Origin of the sequence: Microvirga sp. KLBC 81 (assembly GCF_003075415.1) — a bacterium.
In the GTDB taxonomy this organism is placed as follows: domain Bacteria; phylum Pseudomonadota; class Alphaproteobacteria; order Rhizobiales; family Beijerinckiaceae; genus Microvirga.
Window position 1 is genome coordinate 1 of the sequence record NZ_QDAH01000100.1, and the last position, 15,254, is coordinate 15,254.

Consider the following 15,254-nt stretch of genomic DNA (forward strand, 5'->3'; position numbering starts at 1 on the left):
CTGCATCGCATGTGGATCGATGGCACCACCTTCCGCTGGGGTCGGGAGGAGGCTGCCGCATAGGAGGAGCAAGCGTTCGGAACAGGGCGAGTTCACCCCTGTTCTCCTGAGGTCCCGTCGCCGGGACGATGGAGGCGGTCAAGCCGTAAGTAGTGCCGTGAACGCCTCGCAAGGCGGAACACGCGTCTTAGATGGGCTGACCGCATCCTCTCTGATGGCATGGTGGGGCGGCCGCGCGCCGACCCCGAACAGAAGCAAGACTTCGGCGACAGGACAGTCACTCAGGGGATTGACACCCAACGGCCCATTACAGAAGCACTACTTCGGCACCCCCATTATTGAGCCCAGAGTGACGTGCCCGACAAGTTGGACATCGCAGCGGCATAGCGCGCGCTAGATGATCAAGCAGCATATGCCCAATCGCCGGCAGTGTTTACTGCGGCGGTGGTCCGGCGGTTTTTCTTTTTTCTGCGAGGCGGCGTGCAAGCGCAGATGCTGCAGCAATTGATAGGCGATCAGCGTCATGAGCGCGTACCGGTGCAGGCCGTGCCAGGACCGGCCCTCGAAGTGATCGCGCCCGAGTTCTTTCTTGAGTTGCTGGTGCGCCTGATCGCAGACGCAGCGCGCCTTAATGAGCGAGGCCAGCCACTTCAGTGAGGCGGTGGGCGGCAGACTGCAGAGATAGTACCGGCGCCCATCCGACGAGCGGTGTTCACTCACCAACCAGACCTCGTCGCCAGACAGATGCTGGGCGACATGCCCGCGCAACTGAACCGCCGATCCATCGGCGACCCGCACCCGCACGGCGGCAAATCTCGCCTGCAGCGCTCCCTTGGTGCGGCGCTGCCACGCGATCCGGCGCCATGACATCTTGGCCAGCACGGTCTCGGCCGAGATCGAATCGGCATTGGGGATCAGTGTCTTCCGCGGCCATCCGCGTGTGGTGGTGGACGCAACCAACTGCACATCGGCTGATAGACCTGATCATCCCCCGACTGCGTGGACACTGGGTTAGCTCGCTTTCCTCTCAGCTTGTTCGGGTGTGAGATACCAGAGCGTTGAGTGGATGCGCTGCCAATTGTAATAGCCCTCGATATAGCCAAACAGATCCCGCCTTGCCTCCTCGCGGATCGCCCAGCGCCGCTGATGAACCAACTCTACCTTCAAGGAATGGAAGAACGGCTCCATTGGGGCGTTGTCGTAACAGCAGCCCGTCCGGCTCATGAATGTCTTAGCGCTCATCACAGCCAACTGTCGGGCATATGCTTCAGCCGCGTATTGGCTGCCGCGGACGCTGTGATGAATAAGATCAGAACCTAGTCGCTGCCGCTGGGCCGCCATGATCAGAGCCGCGAGTGTCAGCTCGGTGCGCAGGTGATCACGCATCGCCCAGCCCACCACCTTCCGGGTCGCCAAATCCAGCACCACGGCCAGATAGAGCCAGCCCTCATCGGTGGGGATGTTGGTGATATCAGCCAGCCACACCCGGTTTGGCATAGAGGCCGTGAACTTCTGCTGCAGCAGGTTGGGCGCGATCGGCAAGGAGTGACGACTGTCTGCGGCGGTCGGCCGGAAGCGGCGCCGGGCCAGGGCGCGAATGCCATGCCGGCGCATCAGCCGTTCGACCCGACCGCGGCTGACCCAATGGCCTTCTGCTCTGAGCGCCGCATGTGTCCTCGGGCTGCCATAACGGCCGTGATGGTGCCCATGGAGACGCTGAATATCCTGCAGCAAACGCCGATTGGCGAGAGCTCTTTTGCTCTCCGGCCGGGAGCGCCAAGCATAGTAGCCGCTGGGCGAGACCTTGAGCACGCGGCACATGAGCCGCACCGGAAAGGTGCGGGCATGCTGCTCGATGAAGCCAAACCTCATTTGGGCATCTCCGCGAAGATGCCGATGGTGGGTTCAACCGGTCAGCGCATCATGATTGATTTCGTTGTGCTTCGGGAGAACTATCCATGGCGCGTATGGGTCGTCCGGGCTTATCGGCAGAGCTGAAGCGGGAACTCTGGACCCGGTGGAAGGAGAGCTGGTCGCTCAGTGATATCGGCCGCGCGCTCGGCAAACATGCCGGATCGGTCTTCGGCATCGTACTGGCCAAGGGAGGCATCGCTCCGCCCCTGAGGAAGCGGTCGAGACTGTCATTGAGGCCAGAGGAGCGGGAGGAAATCTCGCGCGGCCTCATGGCCGGGTGGTCGTGTCATCAGATTGCGGCTCAACTCGGTCGATCTCCTTCGACCATCAGCCGGGAAGTCAGTCGGAACGGGGGCAGAAGAAAGTATCGTGCCACCACCGCCGACGAGCGCGCCTGGCAACAAGGCTTGCGACCAAAGCCTTGCCTGCTCTCCGTTCACCCATCGCTTCAGCTACTGATAGCCGATAAGCTGCAGAACGAGTGGTCCCCTGAGCAGATCGCAGGTCGGCTCAAGACCGAATATCACGACGACAGAACCATGCGGGTGTCCCACGAGACGATCTATAAGAGCTTGTTCATCCAGGCCCGCGGTGTCCTGAAGAAGGAGCTGACCCGCCATCTGCGCAGCCGGCGGATCATGCGACGCTCCAAGACGTCCAGTACCATCGGCCGACCGGGGCGACAGATCATCGACGCCATCTCGATCCGGGAGTGTCCGGCTGAAGTCGAGGATCGGGCCGTGCCTGGTCACTGGGAAGGCGACCTGCTCTCAGGCGGCAAGAACACCCACATTGCCACCTTGGTCGAGCGACAATCCCGGTTCGTGATGCTCGTTCGAGTTGACGGCAAAGATAGCGAGAGCGTGGTGAAGGCTCTCGTGCGGCAGGTTCAACGTCTGCCTCAGGGATTGATGGCCTCGCTGACCTGGGCTCGCGGGATGGAGCTTGCTTATCACAAGCACCTCAGCGTCGCGACTGACGTTGACGTCTACTTCTGCGATCCCCAGAGCCCGTGGCAGCGGGGAAGCAACGAGAACACCAATGGCTTGCTGCGGCAGTACTTCCCGAAGGGCTCAGACCTGTCCGTGCATAGCCAGAGCGACTTGGATGCGATCGCGCTTAGGCTCAATACTCGGCCAAGAAAAACCCTTGGCTTTCAAACGCCAGGAGCTACGCTAGCCAAAGCTGTTGCGCTCATCACTTGAACCCACCATCGCTTTCTTAAAACATCGCGCTCCATGGGCGTGCGATCGAGCTCACGCCGCAGCCGCGCAATCTCGGCCGCTGATCAGCCGGAGATGCCATTGCAGCAGAACTGGTCGGCGCAACCTTCGAGCCAGCTCTCGACCGCGGGATGCGGCCATGCACGACGCTCCGCCAGTTGCGCAGCATCGAGGGTGAAATCCCCAGATCCGTGATGATCAGCATCAAGGGTCGGCCGCTACTCTCCAGCAGGGCGATGGCCTCTCGTTTGACCTCGGGTGTAAATTCCCGTCTCGTCTTCGTCATTAAACATCTTCCCGCTCCCGCAGGAGCTTAGCAAAGGCGCCCACCAACGCGACGGAAGATCAGATCAATAACCTGCGGATTTCGCGGATCGTGAGAGGGCAGCTCGTGCGAAGAGATGCGAGCTGGTCTACCAAAGGGATCTTCTCACAGGTCGTGCACTGTCCCGTGGTCAACGGTGATGCCGCGCTCGGTCATCATCTCCTCCAAGTCACAGAGACCGAGGCTGTAAGCCAGATATCACCGAACGCACAGAAGAATAACCGATCAATCAAAAGGTTGGCCCTTGAACATCTGTTACTCCACCCTTGAGATCTCAAGCACGGTAGCGAAAATCTAAAACAAGTTGTTTGCGACAGAACCGCACGGCCTGCTCCTCGCTGTTGCAGCTTGGCCACTGCATTGCCGTTTTCGATGTCGATTTCGTTGCCAGCTTGGCTGCAATTGATCCCGATCAAAGATGAGGCGGAAGCGGGAGCGTATGTGAGGTTAGTCAAGCACACGTGGCCGTGTCGGGCGCGTGTGAGAAACGGAGTCAAAACGATCATGTCTCGCCTTCTCCTCGTCGCCGCTTTGTCCGGAACGATGCTCGCCGGCGCCACATCTATTGCCCAGGCTTCTGATTTGCTCGGCCGTAACAAGGCACCCGCCGCTCCAGTTGTCGCTATCGAAACCTTCCGCCCCTGGATGATCCGTGGACGTGCCCTCGTCGTTCATCCGCAACCCAATGCCGGTTTGAACGTAGGCGGCGATGTCGACGTCTCGACCTCGGTCGTGCCCGAACTGGACATCTCATACTTCTTCACGCTCAATTTGGCGACCGAACTCATCTTTGGCGTGACGCCTCATCGGGTGAAGGGGGCTGGCAGCCTTGACAATGTCCAGATCGGCGATGTGTGGCTGCTTCCGCCGACCCTCATGCTGCAATACCACTTCACTGATCTCGGCATGGTCAAGCCTTACGTCGGCGCGGGCATTAACTACACCTTTTTCTTCGACGAGAAGGCAAAGGGCAGCTTTGAAAAATTCAATCTCGCGAACACGATCGGCTTCGCCCTACAGGCCGGCGTCGACATCATGATCGACAAGCATTGGGGCATCAACTTGGACGTCAAGAAGATCTTCCTTGAGCCTGATGTGAGTGTTAATGACGGCGCGATCAATGGCAAGGTCAAGATCGATCCGTGGCTGATCAGCGCCGGCGTGACTTATCGGTTTTGAGCAGGCTGACTTTAAGCTCGAATCTACGGGAGAGACTTCGAAATCGCAGTCTCTTTCGCTCTGTGGGGCACACCTCTGTGGCTGCAGCTTGATCGCGATCATGTTGCAATCCTTACGAAAGATCTGTTCTTTTCCGCTACGATCGCGGGAGATTGATGGACCAGGCGGCCTATCGGGACTTCGTGATCAAGATCGTGCGCAGGCTGTCCGAGCAATAGAGCTTTCAGCCGCTGCCACGCAGGCCGGTGGTTGAAGTAGTCTTTACCCAGTTGGCAAAAGCAGACGTGCTCGCTCGCAAGGCTGATGGGCAGCACATGGTGGATTTCGAGCTCGTCGTTCGTGACAACGGCACGGAGAACGAGCAACAGCACAAGCTGCCGGCGCTGCTCAAAGGTGGCCTTCGCCAGCCCGTGCTGCAGCCGCTCGCGAAGGACCTCAAGGGAGGATGCGATACCGGCCAGTTGATGCTGGCGCTGCGCATCGTCGCGCAGGAGATCCTCCTGATCAGCCCGCGCCTCCACGCGCTGCTCCAGGTCGCGGCATCGCTCGTACTCGGCGACGGTGAGGACTGATCTTGCTCCGCTTTTGATGCTGCTGGCGAGCTCCTCATTCTGGAGTGGGAGCCATCGTGAGCTTGGTAAATGCGGATCACCGGACCAGTTGGGACAAAGGTGTCAATCAGCAATCCAAGGAGCAGGTGAGCGGCGCGGCCGCCGTTCCATCATGCGCGATTGAGAACGCGGTGATAATTGATGAAGTGAGGCTCGCGTCTGTGGCCGGAAATGCGCAGGAGGCTGGTCACGGTGTGTTTGCCGGGCGCCAGGATGGCCCCGACGCGTAGCACCTCGGCATGGCGCCAGGTTCGGAGGCAAAAGAGCGGGGCAAAGGCTAAGATGATCGCGGCGAAGCGGGCGGGCAGGTCCGGCATGGCGGTGTCTCCTAGGTGAAACTCCGCCAGCCTACGGCATCGTTCGCTTCGCCGCCCCCGCGCTCGCAAATCTCCTGTCAGAAATGGCCAAATTCAAGCTAAGATGCGGATCCACTACTGAGCTATCTGCGAATGCGGATCAGCGTCCCGTCGGTTTCCATCTGTACATTACCGAGCCAATCACAAAGTTCCTCCAACGTGGCGAAGATGTGTTCGATCTCAGTGAAGGGTGCAGGCCTCCGAGCGGGAGCTAAATCCTCAAGCAGTTCCGCTGTCCAAGTGTAGGGCCGGTATGAGTTGCTGCGCACCACGCTCCCCACAACCTCTCCATTCAGGAGGAGGTCATAGGCGCCGGGCGCTAGCTGGAACAGGCTGTAGGTCATGCTGATGGCTTGTCAGATGCGAGCTGTCGATCAATCCACTCGTAGGCCTTGGCGATGGCAGCATCGCGATCAAGAGCCATGATCAAGGCCGGGCGCTGCTTCGGCCGGGCCACGACGGCCATCCATTCCAGGCCAGTTGGGCTGAGGCGGATCTGATAGCCGCGGTGCTCCAGCACCTCAGCTTCTGCGGCGGCACGGACTCTAGCCATTGGACTTGCCGGCGGCTCTGCGCAGGGCTGCGCTGATGCGCTCCTGCCAGCCTAGGCCGTCCTCTGGAAAGTACGCGAGCACATCCAGGTCGATATGCAATTTGCATGATTCCTTTTCGTGCTCGGGTCGCGTGGAAGTAAGGACCAAATGTTCTGCCTGACGTCTGATCATCGATGTTCTCTCTATCTAAGCGTCAATGCGGTGTCGGAGGTGGAGCTACTGTCTACTGGCTCAAAGCAATGCCAATGGATTTCTTGAAACGACCGAGAATGGCGTTGGCCATCGTATTGGCCTCTGCAAAGAGTTCGGGCCGTACACGGTACCGGCCGAGGATTTCGCGGCGTCGGGCCGGACTGCCCAGATTGAGGCAGTACGGATCGGAATCGATCAGATGCTCGCCATATTCCCACAGCCAGGACAGATCGATGCTGTCGGCTAGGGCTGCGTCACGATCGGCATGATGTTGCGGTGGAAACATAGCCTGCGTATTTCGGCAGTTCTTCCCGGATTGGCATGCCAAGATGGATATCCAGCAACCAGTCCTAGCACCCGCATGTCGGCCGATTCCATCCAAGCTGTTCCCGATCACTTCGACGAGATTTTCGAGAACAGCACAGGGTCTTCGCTTCTCCAAGCCATGATCAATTTTCTGGCAGCAGCAAGGCGCGGTTCTTGCCGGGGCGGGCGCAGAAGACCAAGCCGCTGCCATCCGCGATTCTCAGCGCCAGAACTGCATCGTCGGAAGCGATCCCGGGGAAGCCGTTCATAGGCCCGACGCAGCCTTGCCGAATTGCGGTATCGTCTTCCGAGGATTCAATGACACCGGCAAGCGACAGATACGGCGACTTTGTCGAGATCCGCGGCCATACCTCAGTTCCGTCCGCTTTATGAAGCATTTCGATCTCCCTGCAATTTCAGAAGTCATCAGGTGTTTAAGATGGCAAGACTTAGCCGTTATCAGGATCGCTCCGCAATCCGGACCTGCTGCCCCGCAGAGCTTTGTGGGCAATCCCTTCCGGCTCCCGACGGGGGGATCTTCAAAAGTCGTGCCAACTGCGCAGAAAGAGCCTCAGAAATAATTTTCTGCACACTGGTCAATGGCTTGAGAATGCGGCAGGAGTCCGGGCCGCACACCACTGTGTCGCGGACTCGACAAACCCGACAGTTGGTGTCGGTTGCCTAAGGTTTTCCCAGGGGTGGCAGATAGGATTGCTCCGCGGGAGCAGGCAGTTCACCCGTCATCCAACCGCGTTCCGCATAGTCCGATAGTCGACATTGTCGGACAGGCGGCATCGCAGCATTAGGCCATTATATTGTTTTGAAATGAGTTTCCCCTTTGGCACGGGACATGCATGGTTCTCCGCACCTGCGTCACGGAGTGAGGAGAAATCGTCCCATGATCACGCTCACCGAAAACGCCGTCGCCGCGGTGAAGGCCGCGCTTTCCAGAGCCGCTGAGCCGGCGGACGGCGTGCGCATCATGGTCCAGGCCGGCGGCTGCGCCGGCTTCCAATACCTGATGGGCCTGGAAAGCATCTCGCGCGAGGGCGATACGGTCGTCGAGACCGACGGGGTCAAGGTGTTCGTCGACGTAGGATCCCAACCCCATGTCGCCGGCATGACCGTCGACTTCGTCACGGGGTTTGAATCCTCCGGCTTTGTCTTCGACAATCCCAACGCGCGCGAGAAGTGCGCCTGCGGCAAGTCCTTCGGCTGATCGCCTGAGACAGGGAGAAGGGCCATGTGGGGCTATAGCGACAAGGTCAAGGAATACTTCTTCAACCCGAAGAATGCCGGCGTTCTGGAAACGGCCAATACCGTCGGTGAGGTCGGCGCCATCTCTTGCGGCGATGCGCTTAAATTGATGATCAGCGGCGATCCGGTGACGGAGACGATCACTGCCGCGACATTCCAGACCTGTGGCTGCGGCTCCGCGATCGCCTCCTCGTCGGCGCTTACCGAACTCATCATCGGCAAAACCTTCGATGAAACCCACCGGATCACTAATCAGGACATAGCGGACTTTCTCGGTGGCCTGCCGCCGGAGAGGATGAATTACTCGGTGATACGTTATGAGGCACTGCAGGCTGCAATCGCCAACTACCGCGGCGAGGAATGGGGCGACGATCACGAGGACGGTGCCCTCGTTTGCAAATGCTTCGGTATCAACGAAGGGGTGATCGAGCGGGCCGTCCGTATTAACAAGTACACACCATCGAGCAGGTTACGCGCTACACAATGGCTGGCGGCGGCTACCTCACATGCTTCGAAGCCATTGAGGAAGTGCTTGTCCGGGTCCATGCAGCGATGGTCGCCGAAGGCCTCATTACGGCAGACCAGGCCTATAGGGCCGGCGCAACGGATCTCCGCGCCCTCAAGAACAAGGCAAGGTCGAAGTCGATTCCGGAACCGGCGATCGCGTCCGGTGGGATGCGGAGAACATCGCCACCCGAAACAGTTCAGCTCTCAGCGGGACCCAAAGCCGCCAGCCGTCAAATGACGACGCTGCAGCGAATTCGACTGATCGAAAACGCTGTCGAGGACATGCGTTCTTACCTGCGGGCTGACGGCGGGGATTGCGAACTTGTAAATGTCGATGGCGACCAGGTCTACGTCAAACTGTCGGGCGCCTGCACCGGCTGCCAGCCCGCCTCGGTCACCATCAACTGCATGCGCCAGAAGCTCAATGAGGCGACCGGGCTCGCGCTTCGCGTCCTTCCGGTTAGCTGAGGATCGCACCCATGAGGCCTATCTATCTCGACAATAACGCGACGACACGAGTCGATCCTGAAGTCGTTCAAGCGATGCTGCCGTTCTTTACGGATCACTTCGGCAATCCTTCGTCGATGCACGGTTTTGGTGCCTCCGTCGGTACGGCGGTGAAGGAGGCGCGTCGGCAGGTGCAAGTACTGACCGGCGCGGAGTACGACCATGAGATCGTCTTCACCTCGGGCGGGACGGAAAGCGACAATGCGGCGATCCTTTCGGCGCTCGAGGTGATGCCTCACCGAACAGAGATCGTGACGTCCGCGGTCGAGCATCCGGCCGTGCTAACGCTCTGCGCGCATCTTGAGAAGACGCGCGGCGTCAAGGTGCACAGGATCCCAGTGGATCGCCAGGGCCGGCTCGACCTCGACGCCTACAGGGCCGCCCTCACGCCGCACGTGGCAATCGTCTCGATCATGTGGGCGAACAACGAGACCGGTACGATCTTCCCCGTGGTCGAGCTTGCTGAGTTAGCCAAGGAAGTCGGCGCCCTTTTCCATACCGACGCAGTGCAAGCCGCCGGCAAGCTCCCGATGGACCTGAAGTCGACCGCAATCGACATGCTGTCGCTCTCCGGCCACAAGCTGCACGGCCCGAAAGGGATCGGCGCACTTTATGTTAGGCGTGGCGTGCGCTTCCGCTCACTGATCAAGGGGGGGCACCAGGAGCGCGACCGGCGGGCGGGCACAGAGAATACGCCCGGCATTGTCGGGTTCGGCAAGGCGGCCGAACTCGCCTTGAACTTCATGGACGACGAGAACACACGGGTAAAGGCGCTCCGTGACCGTCTGGAAAAAGGACTTCTCCAGCGCATCCCAAACGTCTTCGTTACCGGCGATACGCTGGAGCGGTTGCCGAACACCGCAAACATCACCTTCGCATATATCGAAGGCGAGGGCATGCTGCTTCTCCTCAATCGCGAGGGCATTGCCTGCTCCTCCGGCTCCGCCTGCTCCTCCGGCTCGCTGGAGCCGAGCCATGTCCTGAGGGCGATGAACATCCCCTATACCGCGGCACGCGGGGCGATCCGCTTCTCTTTCTCGCGCGACAACGGCAAGGAGGATGTCGACCGGGTGCTCGAGGTCATGCCCGGAATCGTGGAGAAGCTGCGTGCTCTTTCCCCGTTCGGGGCCGGGGGCGAAGTGCCGAAGAACTTCGATCCGGTCTAGGCCTGAGGGGCAGAAGAGCCGACAGCCGCTCATGAAATGTCCGGTCTTTCTCAACGATACGACCCTGCGCGACGACGCGCAGGCACCCGGTGTGCCTTCACGACGGCCATGGGCGCCGACGAGGTCAAAGCAATTCGCGCCGCGGGCGCGCTGCGTCTCCCGGTTCGGCTCACGGCCCTGGCTGTATCAAAACTCAAACTGGCCCGATCTTGGTGCACAATTTGTACAATTTCATGCGTCTGCACCGAGAAATATCCGGCTGATCCAGTCCTGGACGACACAAAATTGCTTCAACGAGTGACACGTCAGCGCTTTTACGCAACCAAGGCCTGGTGCCAAATGAGGTCGGAGGATCTCAACGCAGCAATCGAGAGCGGTATCGCCGCCGTCAATCTGTCGCTGCCTGCATCGGACATCCAACTCACCGCCAAGCTCGGCCTTGATCGGGCGGGAGCGCTTCACGTCATCGAGCACGTGGTCGGGCGCGCCGCCGCCTGCGGCTTCTTCGTCACGGTAGGCTGCGAGAATGCCTCGCGGGCCGCCCGGGATCATCTCGCCCGTGTGATCGAGACGGCCGCGCGCGCCGGCGCAAGCCGTGTCAGGCTTTCCGGCCTGGTCGGTGTTCTCGACCCCTTTTCGACCGTCGTATTTGCGGCCCAGGTCGCGGACCAGTCTCCCGTCGACCTCGAATTTCACGGTGCAGCGTCAGCTTGCGGCGAACGCACCCGAGACCACCGTTTCCGAGAGGGAGAATGCAATGAGCAGTGATTTCGCCAACAGCCGTCCCATCGAGGTCACTGACTTCCTCGCGCGGCTAAAGGGCCTGTCAGCTGCGGAGGAGTTCTTCGCAGTCCTTGGCGTCTCCTATGATCCGAAGGTGCTCAATGTCTCACGGCTCCATATCATGAGGCGCATGGGGCAATACCTCGCTGAAGTGGATTTCTCCGATCTCTCCGACCGGGTAATCGCCGCGCGGGTGCGCATCATGCTCGAACGTGCCTACGAGGACTTTGCGACGTCCTCACCTCTCACTCACCGGGTCTTCAAGGTGCTTAGAGACCACGATCCGGACAAACCCGCCACGCCCGGCCGCACGTTCGTCCCGTTCGACTCCGTCCTGACGCTGTTCGGACAGGAATGAGCGCGACACGGTTGCGACGCGACAATGTCGAGAAGCCGACAAATCCGGTCACCACGGTGGCGCCTTCAGAAGGAAACAACCGCATTTCAAAGGCATAGGGAAACGCAAAGCGGTTGGCACGAATGATGCTGGGAAGGCGATGAACCACCAAGCCAGCATCCGGAAAGGAGCCTAGAGAGACCGCCATGCACATCGTAGTCTGTATCAAGCAGGTGCCGGACTCCGCGCAGATCCGCGTCCATCCGGTGACGAACACGATCATGCGCCAGGGCGTGCCGACCATCATCAACCCTTACGACCTGTTCGCCCTTGAAGAAGCACTCAGATTGCGCGACGCCCATGGCGGCGAGGTCACCGTGCTTACGATGGGCCCGCCCATGGCAGAGGACGCGCTGCGCAAGGCGCTCACTTACGGCGCCGACCGCGCGGTGCTCTTGACCGACCGCTATTTTGCCGGCTCCGACACGCTGGCCACCTCCTTCGCTCTCTCTCAGGCGATCGCGAAGGTCGGTGAGACCTTCGGCATGCCGGATATCGTCTTCACCGGCAAGCAGACGATCGACGGCGACACCGCCCAGGTCGGGCCCGGCATCGCCAAGCGCCTCGACCTCCTGCAGCTCACCTATGTCGCGAAGATCGCCTCCATTGATCTCGATGCGCACGAGATCACGGTCGAGCGCCGCTCGGAAGGCGGCATGCAGATGCTGAAGAGCAGGCTCCCTTGCCTCATCACTATGCTGGAAGGCACCAACGAGATCCGCCGCGGCTCGCTCGACGACGCCCTGCGCGCCGCGCGCAGCCAGATCGTGAAGTGGAGTGCGGCCGATGCCGGCATTGAGGACCTCACCAAATGCGGCCTGCGCGGCTCGCCGACGGTCGTCAAGCGTGTTTTCGCCCCAACCAGTCGGGCGGAAAAGGCGGCGCAAATCGACACCACCGATAAGTCGCTGCGCGATCTCGCTGACGATCTGATTGCCGCAATCTTCACCCGCCAGCCGGCGCTGGAACAGGAACTCGCCGTCGATGGCGGCGCGTGACGGCAAGGAGCAGACGATGTCGACCGCGAACCGAGAAACCCCTTCTCCCACCGCCGGCCGTGCCGGCATGAAGAAGGAGCTGCCCGAGCAGTTCAAGGACTACCGGCACGTCTGGGTCTTCATCGAGCTGGAGCGCGGCCAAGTCCATCCCGTCTCCTTCGAACTACTCGGCGAAGGCCGCAAGCTCGCCGACAAGCTCGGGGTAGAGCTCGCTGCCGTCGTGCTCGGCCCGCCCGGCGAGGCGACGTGGCATGCGGTCGCCGAGGCCTTCGCCTATGGCGCCGACCTCGCCTATGTCATAGAGGACCCGCTGCTCGCCCATTACCGCAACGAGCCCTTCACCAGGGCGATGACCGACCTGCTCAACACCTACAAGCCCGAGATCCTGCTTCTGGGGGCGACCACGCTTGGCAGGGATCTTGCCGGCTCCGTGGCGACGACCTTGCTGACAGGGCTCACCGCCGACTGCACCGCACTCGACGTCGACGCCGACGGCTCGCTAGCCGCGACGCGGCCGACCTTCGGCGGCTCACTGCTCTGCACGATCTACACGCTCAACTACCGGCCGCAGATGGCCACAGTGCGACCGAGGGTCATGGCCATGCCGCAGCGGGTGGACAAGCCGGTGGGCCGGGTCATCCAGCACAAGCTGGCCATGGCCGAGGAAGACGTCGTCACCAAGATCCTCGGATTCCTGCCCGACAACCAGTCGGCCAAGGCCAATCTCGCCTATGCCAACGTCGTCGTGGCTGGCGGCCTCGGCCTCGGCGCGGTGGAGAACCTGCAGCTTGTGAAGAATCTCGCGCGGGCAATCGGCGCCGAATATGGCTGTTCGCGCCCGCTGGTCCAGAAGGGCTGGATGCCGGCTGATCGGCAGATCGGCCAAACTGGCAAGACCATTCGGCCGAAGCTTTACATAGCGGTCGGGATTTCCGGCGCTATCCAGCATCGGGTTGGCGTCGAGGGAGCCGATCTGATCGTGGCCATCAACACCGACCCGAACGCCCCGATTTTCGATTTCGCCCACCTCGGCATTGTCATCGATGCGATCCGCTTCCTGCCGGCGCTGACGGAAGCCTTCACGCGGCGGCTCTCGCCGCACAACCGCGACAAGCTCGCCAGCTGACGGAGACGGCCATGACCGCGGAAAAATTCGACGCAATCGTCATCGGGGCCGGCATGTCCGGCAATGCGGCCGCCTACACCATGGCGAGCCGCGGCATGAAGGTGCTGCAGCTGGAGCGCGGCGAATATCCGGGCTCTAAGAACGTCCAGGGCGCCATCATGTATGCTGATATGCTGGAGAAGATCATCCCGGACTTTCGCGAGGACGCCCCGCTAGAGCGCCACCCCGTCGAGCAGCGCTTCTGGATGATGGATAATACCTCCCACACCGGCATGCACTACCGGTCGGACGACTTCAACGAGGCCAAGCCCAACCGCTACACCATCATCCGCGCCCAGTTCGACAAGTGGTTCTCGCGCAAGGTGCGCGAGGCCGGCGCGACCGTGCTCTGTGAGACCACCGTGACCGAGCTCGCCCACGACACCAACGGCAAGGTGATCGGCGTGCGCACCGACCGCGCCGGCGACATCATCTTCGCCGACGTCGTCGTGCTTGCCGAAGGCGTCAACGGCCTTTTGGGCACCCGCGCGGGCCTGCGCGAGATGCCGAAGCCGGAAACGGTAGCGCTCGCGGTCAAAGAGATGCATTTCCTGCCGGAAGAGGTCATCGGAGAGCGCTTCGGCCTGAAGGGCAATGAAGGCTGCGTGATCGAAGCCGCCGGCACCATCTCGCGCGGCATGACCGGACTGGCCTTCCTCTACACCAACAGGGAGTCGATTTCGCTCGGCATCGGCTGCCTGGTCTCCGATTTCGCCTCCACGATGGAGAGCCCCTACGCGCTTCTCGAAGCCTTCAAGCGCCATCCGTCGGTCCGGCCGCTGATCGCCGGCTCGGAGGTCAAGGAATATGCTGCCCATCTCATTCCCGAAGGCGGCTACAAGGCAATCCCACAGCTCTTCGGCGACGGCTGGCTCGTCGTCGGCGACGCGGCGCAGCTCAACAATGCCGTGCACCGCGAAGGCTCCAACCTCGCCATGACCTCCGGCCGCATCGCCGGCGAGGCGATCTTCCATGTCAACAGCCGCAGGAACCCTATGACCAAGGAGAACCTCGCCCTCTACAAGACCATGCTGGACAACTCCTTTGTTGTCAAAGATCTAAAGAAATACAAGGACATGCCGGCCCTGCTCCACACCAATTCCTGCAATTTCTTCATGACCTATCCGCAGTTGATATCGCAGGCCGCGCAGAACTTCCTGCGCGTCGACGGCACGCCGAAAATCGAGAAGGAAAAGGCGACCACGGCCGCCTTCATCAAGGCGCGCTCGCGCTGGGGCATGGTCAGCGACGTGGTCCGCCTGGCGTTCGCTTGGCGCTAAATAAGGAGCGACGAGATGACGATTGCAGTGGCCGAACTCCGCGTCGAGGACAAGCTCTTCCTGAACCGCTACCTGGTCGATGCCGGGGGCCCGCACATCAAGGTGCGGCCGCACGAGAAGCCGAGTCCCAATCTTATCGCACTGACACGCGTCTGCCCGGCCAAGTGCTACGAGCTGAACGACAAGGGCCAGGTCGAGATCACCGCCGACGGCTGCATGGAATGCGGCACCTGCCGCGTGCTCTGCGAAGCGTCGGGCGAGATCGAGTGGAACTATCCACGCGGCGGCTTCGGTGTCCTCTTCAAGTTCGGATGACTGGCGTACGCACCGTTTTAAGAGCGTGAACTGGGAGACACCCGCAATTGCGGCCAAACACCGCATCAATATTGGTAGGAACCATCTCGCGCTTAAAATTCAAAAGGGGGCGTGAATACTATGTTGTCGGAACTCAAAATACAAAAAGGCGCTGGGGAGGAGCACCCTGGACAAGCCCTGAGGTGTGTCCATGACCCACATGCTGCGGGATCGGGTCGA

At 60.9% G+C, this 15,254-nt stretch carries 20 protein-coding genes and 3 pseudogenes; 13 read left to right on the forward strand and 10 right to left on the reverse strand.

Features of this window, described 5'->3' with window-relative positions:
- Nucleotides 1–393 precede the first annotated feature (393 nt).
- The gene (locus DC522_RS37595) at nucleotides 394–960 is read right to left on the reverse strand and encodes a hypothetical protein (protein ID WP_133239402.1); all 567 of its coding nucleotides are present in this window, start codon (nucleotides 958–960) and stop codon (nucleotides 394–396) included.
- Nucleotides 961–1,011: 51 nt separating this feature from the next.
- Nucleotides 1,012–1,899: pseudogene (locus DC522_RS29190) on the reverse strand (IS3 family transposase); the annotation flags it as partial.
- A gap of 59 nt (nucleotides 1,900–1,958) precedes the next feature.
- Between DC522_RS29190 and DC522_RS29195 the strand changes: the two are divergent.
- Nucleotides 1,959–3,119, forward strand: a complete 1,161-nt coding sequence (locus DC522_RS29195) for an IS30 family transposase (protein ID WP_116532027.1) — start codon at nucleotides 1,959–1,961, stop codon at nucleotides 3,117–3,119.
- 168 nt (nucleotides 3,120–3,287) lie between these two features.
- Here DC522_RS29195 and DC522_RS37600 read toward each other — a convergent pair.
- Nucleotides 3,288–3,423, reverse strand: a pseudogene (locus DC522_RS37600) (transposase); the annotation flags it as partial.
- A gap of 153 nt (nucleotides 3,424–3,576) precedes the next feature.
- Nucleotides 3,577–3,681, reverse strand: a pseudogene (locus DC522_RS29205) (IS6 family transposase); the annotation flags it as partial.
- Nucleotides 3,682–3,966: 285 nt separating this feature from the next.
- Between DC522_RS29205 and DC522_RS29210 the strand changes: the two are divergent.
- Nucleotides 3,967–4,641 carry an OmpW family outer membrane protein gene (locus DC522_RS29210; protein WP_205769828.1) on the forward strand — a complete coding sequence of 225 codons (675 nt, stop codon included), beginning with the start codon at nucleotides 3,967–3,969 and terminating at the stop codon, nucleotides 4,639–4,641.
- A 314-nt stretch (nucleotides 4,642–4,955) separates the two neighbouring features.
- Nucleotides 4,956–5,213, forward strand: coding sequence for a hypothetical protein (locus DC522_RS29215; protein WP_133239403.1), 258 nt, complete (start codon nucleotides 4,956–4,958; stop codon nucleotides 5,211–5,213).
- A gap of 149 nt (nucleotides 5,214–5,362) precedes the next feature.
- Here the strand turns inward: DC522_RS29215 and DC522_RS29220 are convergent, their stop codons facing one another.
- The 6 genes from DC522_RS29220 to DC522_RS29245 form a co-directional block, all read right to left on the reverse strand.
- Nucleotides 5,363–5,569, reverse strand: coding sequence for a hypothetical protein (locus DC522_RS29220; protein ID WP_052955060.1), 207 nt, complete (start codon nucleotides 5,567–5,569; stop codon nucleotides 5,363–5,365).
- Between the two features lie 122 nt (nucleotides 5,570–5,691).
- Complete coding sequence (locus DC522_RS35525; protein WP_047192379.1) at nucleotides 5,692–5,952, reverse strand: hypothetical protein; 261 nt, start codon at nucleotides 5,950–5,952, stop codon at nucleotides 5,692–5,694.
- The gene (locus tag DC522_RS29230; protein WP_116532029.1) at nucleotides 5,949–6,161 is read right to left on the reverse strand and encodes a hypothetical protein; all 213 of its coding nucleotides are present in this window, start codon (nucleotides 6,159–6,161) and stop codon (nucleotides 5,949–5,951) included. Before DC522_RS29230 ends, DC522_RS35525 begins: the two co-directional genes overlap by 4 nt.
- Nucleotides 6,154–6,333, reverse strand: a complete 180-nt coding sequence (locus tag DC522_RS37015; RefSeq protein WP_047192381.1) for a BrnA antitoxin family protein — start codon at nucleotides 6,331–6,333, stop codon at nucleotides 6,154–6,156. Before DC522_RS37015 ends, DC522_RS29230 begins: the two co-directional genes overlap by 8 nt.
- A 52-nt stretch (nucleotides 6,334–6,385) precedes the next feature.
- Nucleotides 6,386–6,640, reverse strand: coding sequence for a hypothetical protein (locus DC522_RS29240; RefSeq protein ID WP_116532030.1), 255 nt, complete (start codon nucleotides 6,638–6,640; stop codon nucleotides 6,386–6,388).
- 163 nt (nucleotides 6,641–6,803) lie between these two features.
- Nucleotides 6,804–7,058 carry a hypothetical protein gene (locus tag DC522_RS29245; RefSeq protein ID WP_052955062.1) on the reverse strand — a complete coding sequence of 85 codons (255 nt, stop codon included), beginning with the start codon at nucleotides 7,056–7,058 and terminating at the stop codon, nucleotides 6,804–6,806.
- A 500-nt stretch (nucleotides 7,059–7,558) separates the two neighbouring features.
- Between DC522_RS29245 and DC522_RS29250 the strand changes: the two genes are divergently transcribed.
- The 10 genes from DC522_RS29250 (at nucleotide 7,559) to DC522_RS29290 (ending at nucleotide 15,035) form a co-directional block, all read left to right on the forward strand.
- A complete protein-coding gene (locus DC522_RS29250; RefSeq protein WP_116532031.1) occupies nucleotides 7,559–7,879 on the forward strand; it encodes an iron-sulfur cluster assembly accessory protein in 321 nt (106 codons plus the stop codon).
- A 24-nt stretch (nucleotides 7,880–7,903) separates the two neighbouring features.
- Complete coding sequence (locus DC522_RS29255) at nucleotides 7,904–8,662, forward strand: iron-sulfur cluster assembly scaffold protein (protein WP_245444669.1); 759 nt, start codon at nucleotides 7,904–7,906, stop codon at nucleotides 8,660–8,662.
- Nucleotides 8,659–8,892: a NifU family protein gene (locus DC522_RS36490; protein ID WP_245444670.1), complete on the forward strand. Its 234-nt coding sequence runs from the start codon at nucleotides 8,659–8,661 to the stop codon at nucleotides 8,890–8,892. The genes DC522_RS29255 and DC522_RS36490 overlap by 4 nt, the downstream gene beginning before the upstream one ends.
- A gap of 11 nt (nucleotides 8,893–8,903) precedes the next feature.
- The gene (gene nifS / locus DC522_RS29260; protein ID WP_116532032.1) at nucleotides 8,904–10,097 is read left to right on the forward strand and encodes a cysteine desulfurase NifS; all 1,194 of its coding nucleotides are present in this window, start codon (nucleotides 8,904–8,906) and stop codon (nucleotides 10,095–10,097) included.
- A 108-nt stretch (nucleotides 10,098–10,205) separates the two neighbouring features.
- A complete protein-coding gene (locus DC522_RS29265; RefSeq protein ID WP_084731856.1) occupies nucleotides 10,206–10,865 on the forward strand; it encodes a hypothetical protein in 660 nt (219 codons plus the stop codon).
- Nucleotides 10,855–11,238, forward strand: coding sequence for a nitrogenase stabilizing/protective protein NifW (gene nifW, locus DC522_RS29270; protein ID WP_047192831.1), 384 nt, complete (start codon nucleotides 10,855–10,857; stop codon nucleotides 11,236–11,238). Before DC522_RS29265 ends, nifW begins: the two co-directional genes overlap by 11 nt.
- A gap of 185 nt (nucleotides 11,239–11,423) precedes the next feature.
- Entirely contained in the window at nucleotides 11,424–12,275 is an 852-nt protein-coding gene (locus DC522_RS29275; RefSeq protein WP_047192832.1) for an electron transfer flavoprotein subunit beta/FixA family protein, read from the forward strand.
- Nucleotides 12,276–12,291: 16 nt separating this feature from the next.
- The gene (locus DC522_RS29280) at nucleotides 12,292–13,401 is read left to right on the forward strand and encodes an electron transfer flavoprotein subunit alpha/FixB family protein (RefSeq protein ID WP_047192835.1); all 1,110 of its coding nucleotides are present in this window, start codon (nucleotides 12,292–12,294) and stop codon (nucleotides 13,399–13,401) included.
- An 11-nt stretch (nucleotides 13,402–13,412) separates the two neighbouring features.
- A complete protein-coding gene (locus tag DC522_RS29285) occupies nucleotides 13,413–14,720 on the forward strand; it encodes an FAD-dependent monooxygenase (RefSeq protein ID WP_047192833.1) in 1,308 nt (435 codons plus the stop codon).
- Between the two features lie 15 nt (nucleotides 14,721–14,735).
- Nucleotides 14,736–15,035 carry a ferredoxin family protein gene (locus DC522_RS29290; RefSeq protein WP_009488302.1) on the forward strand — a complete coding sequence of 100 codons (300 nt, stop codon included), beginning with the start codon at nucleotides 14,736–14,738 and terminating at the stop codon, nucleotides 15,033–15,035.
- Nucleotides 15,036–15,254 lie beyond the last annotated feature (219 nt).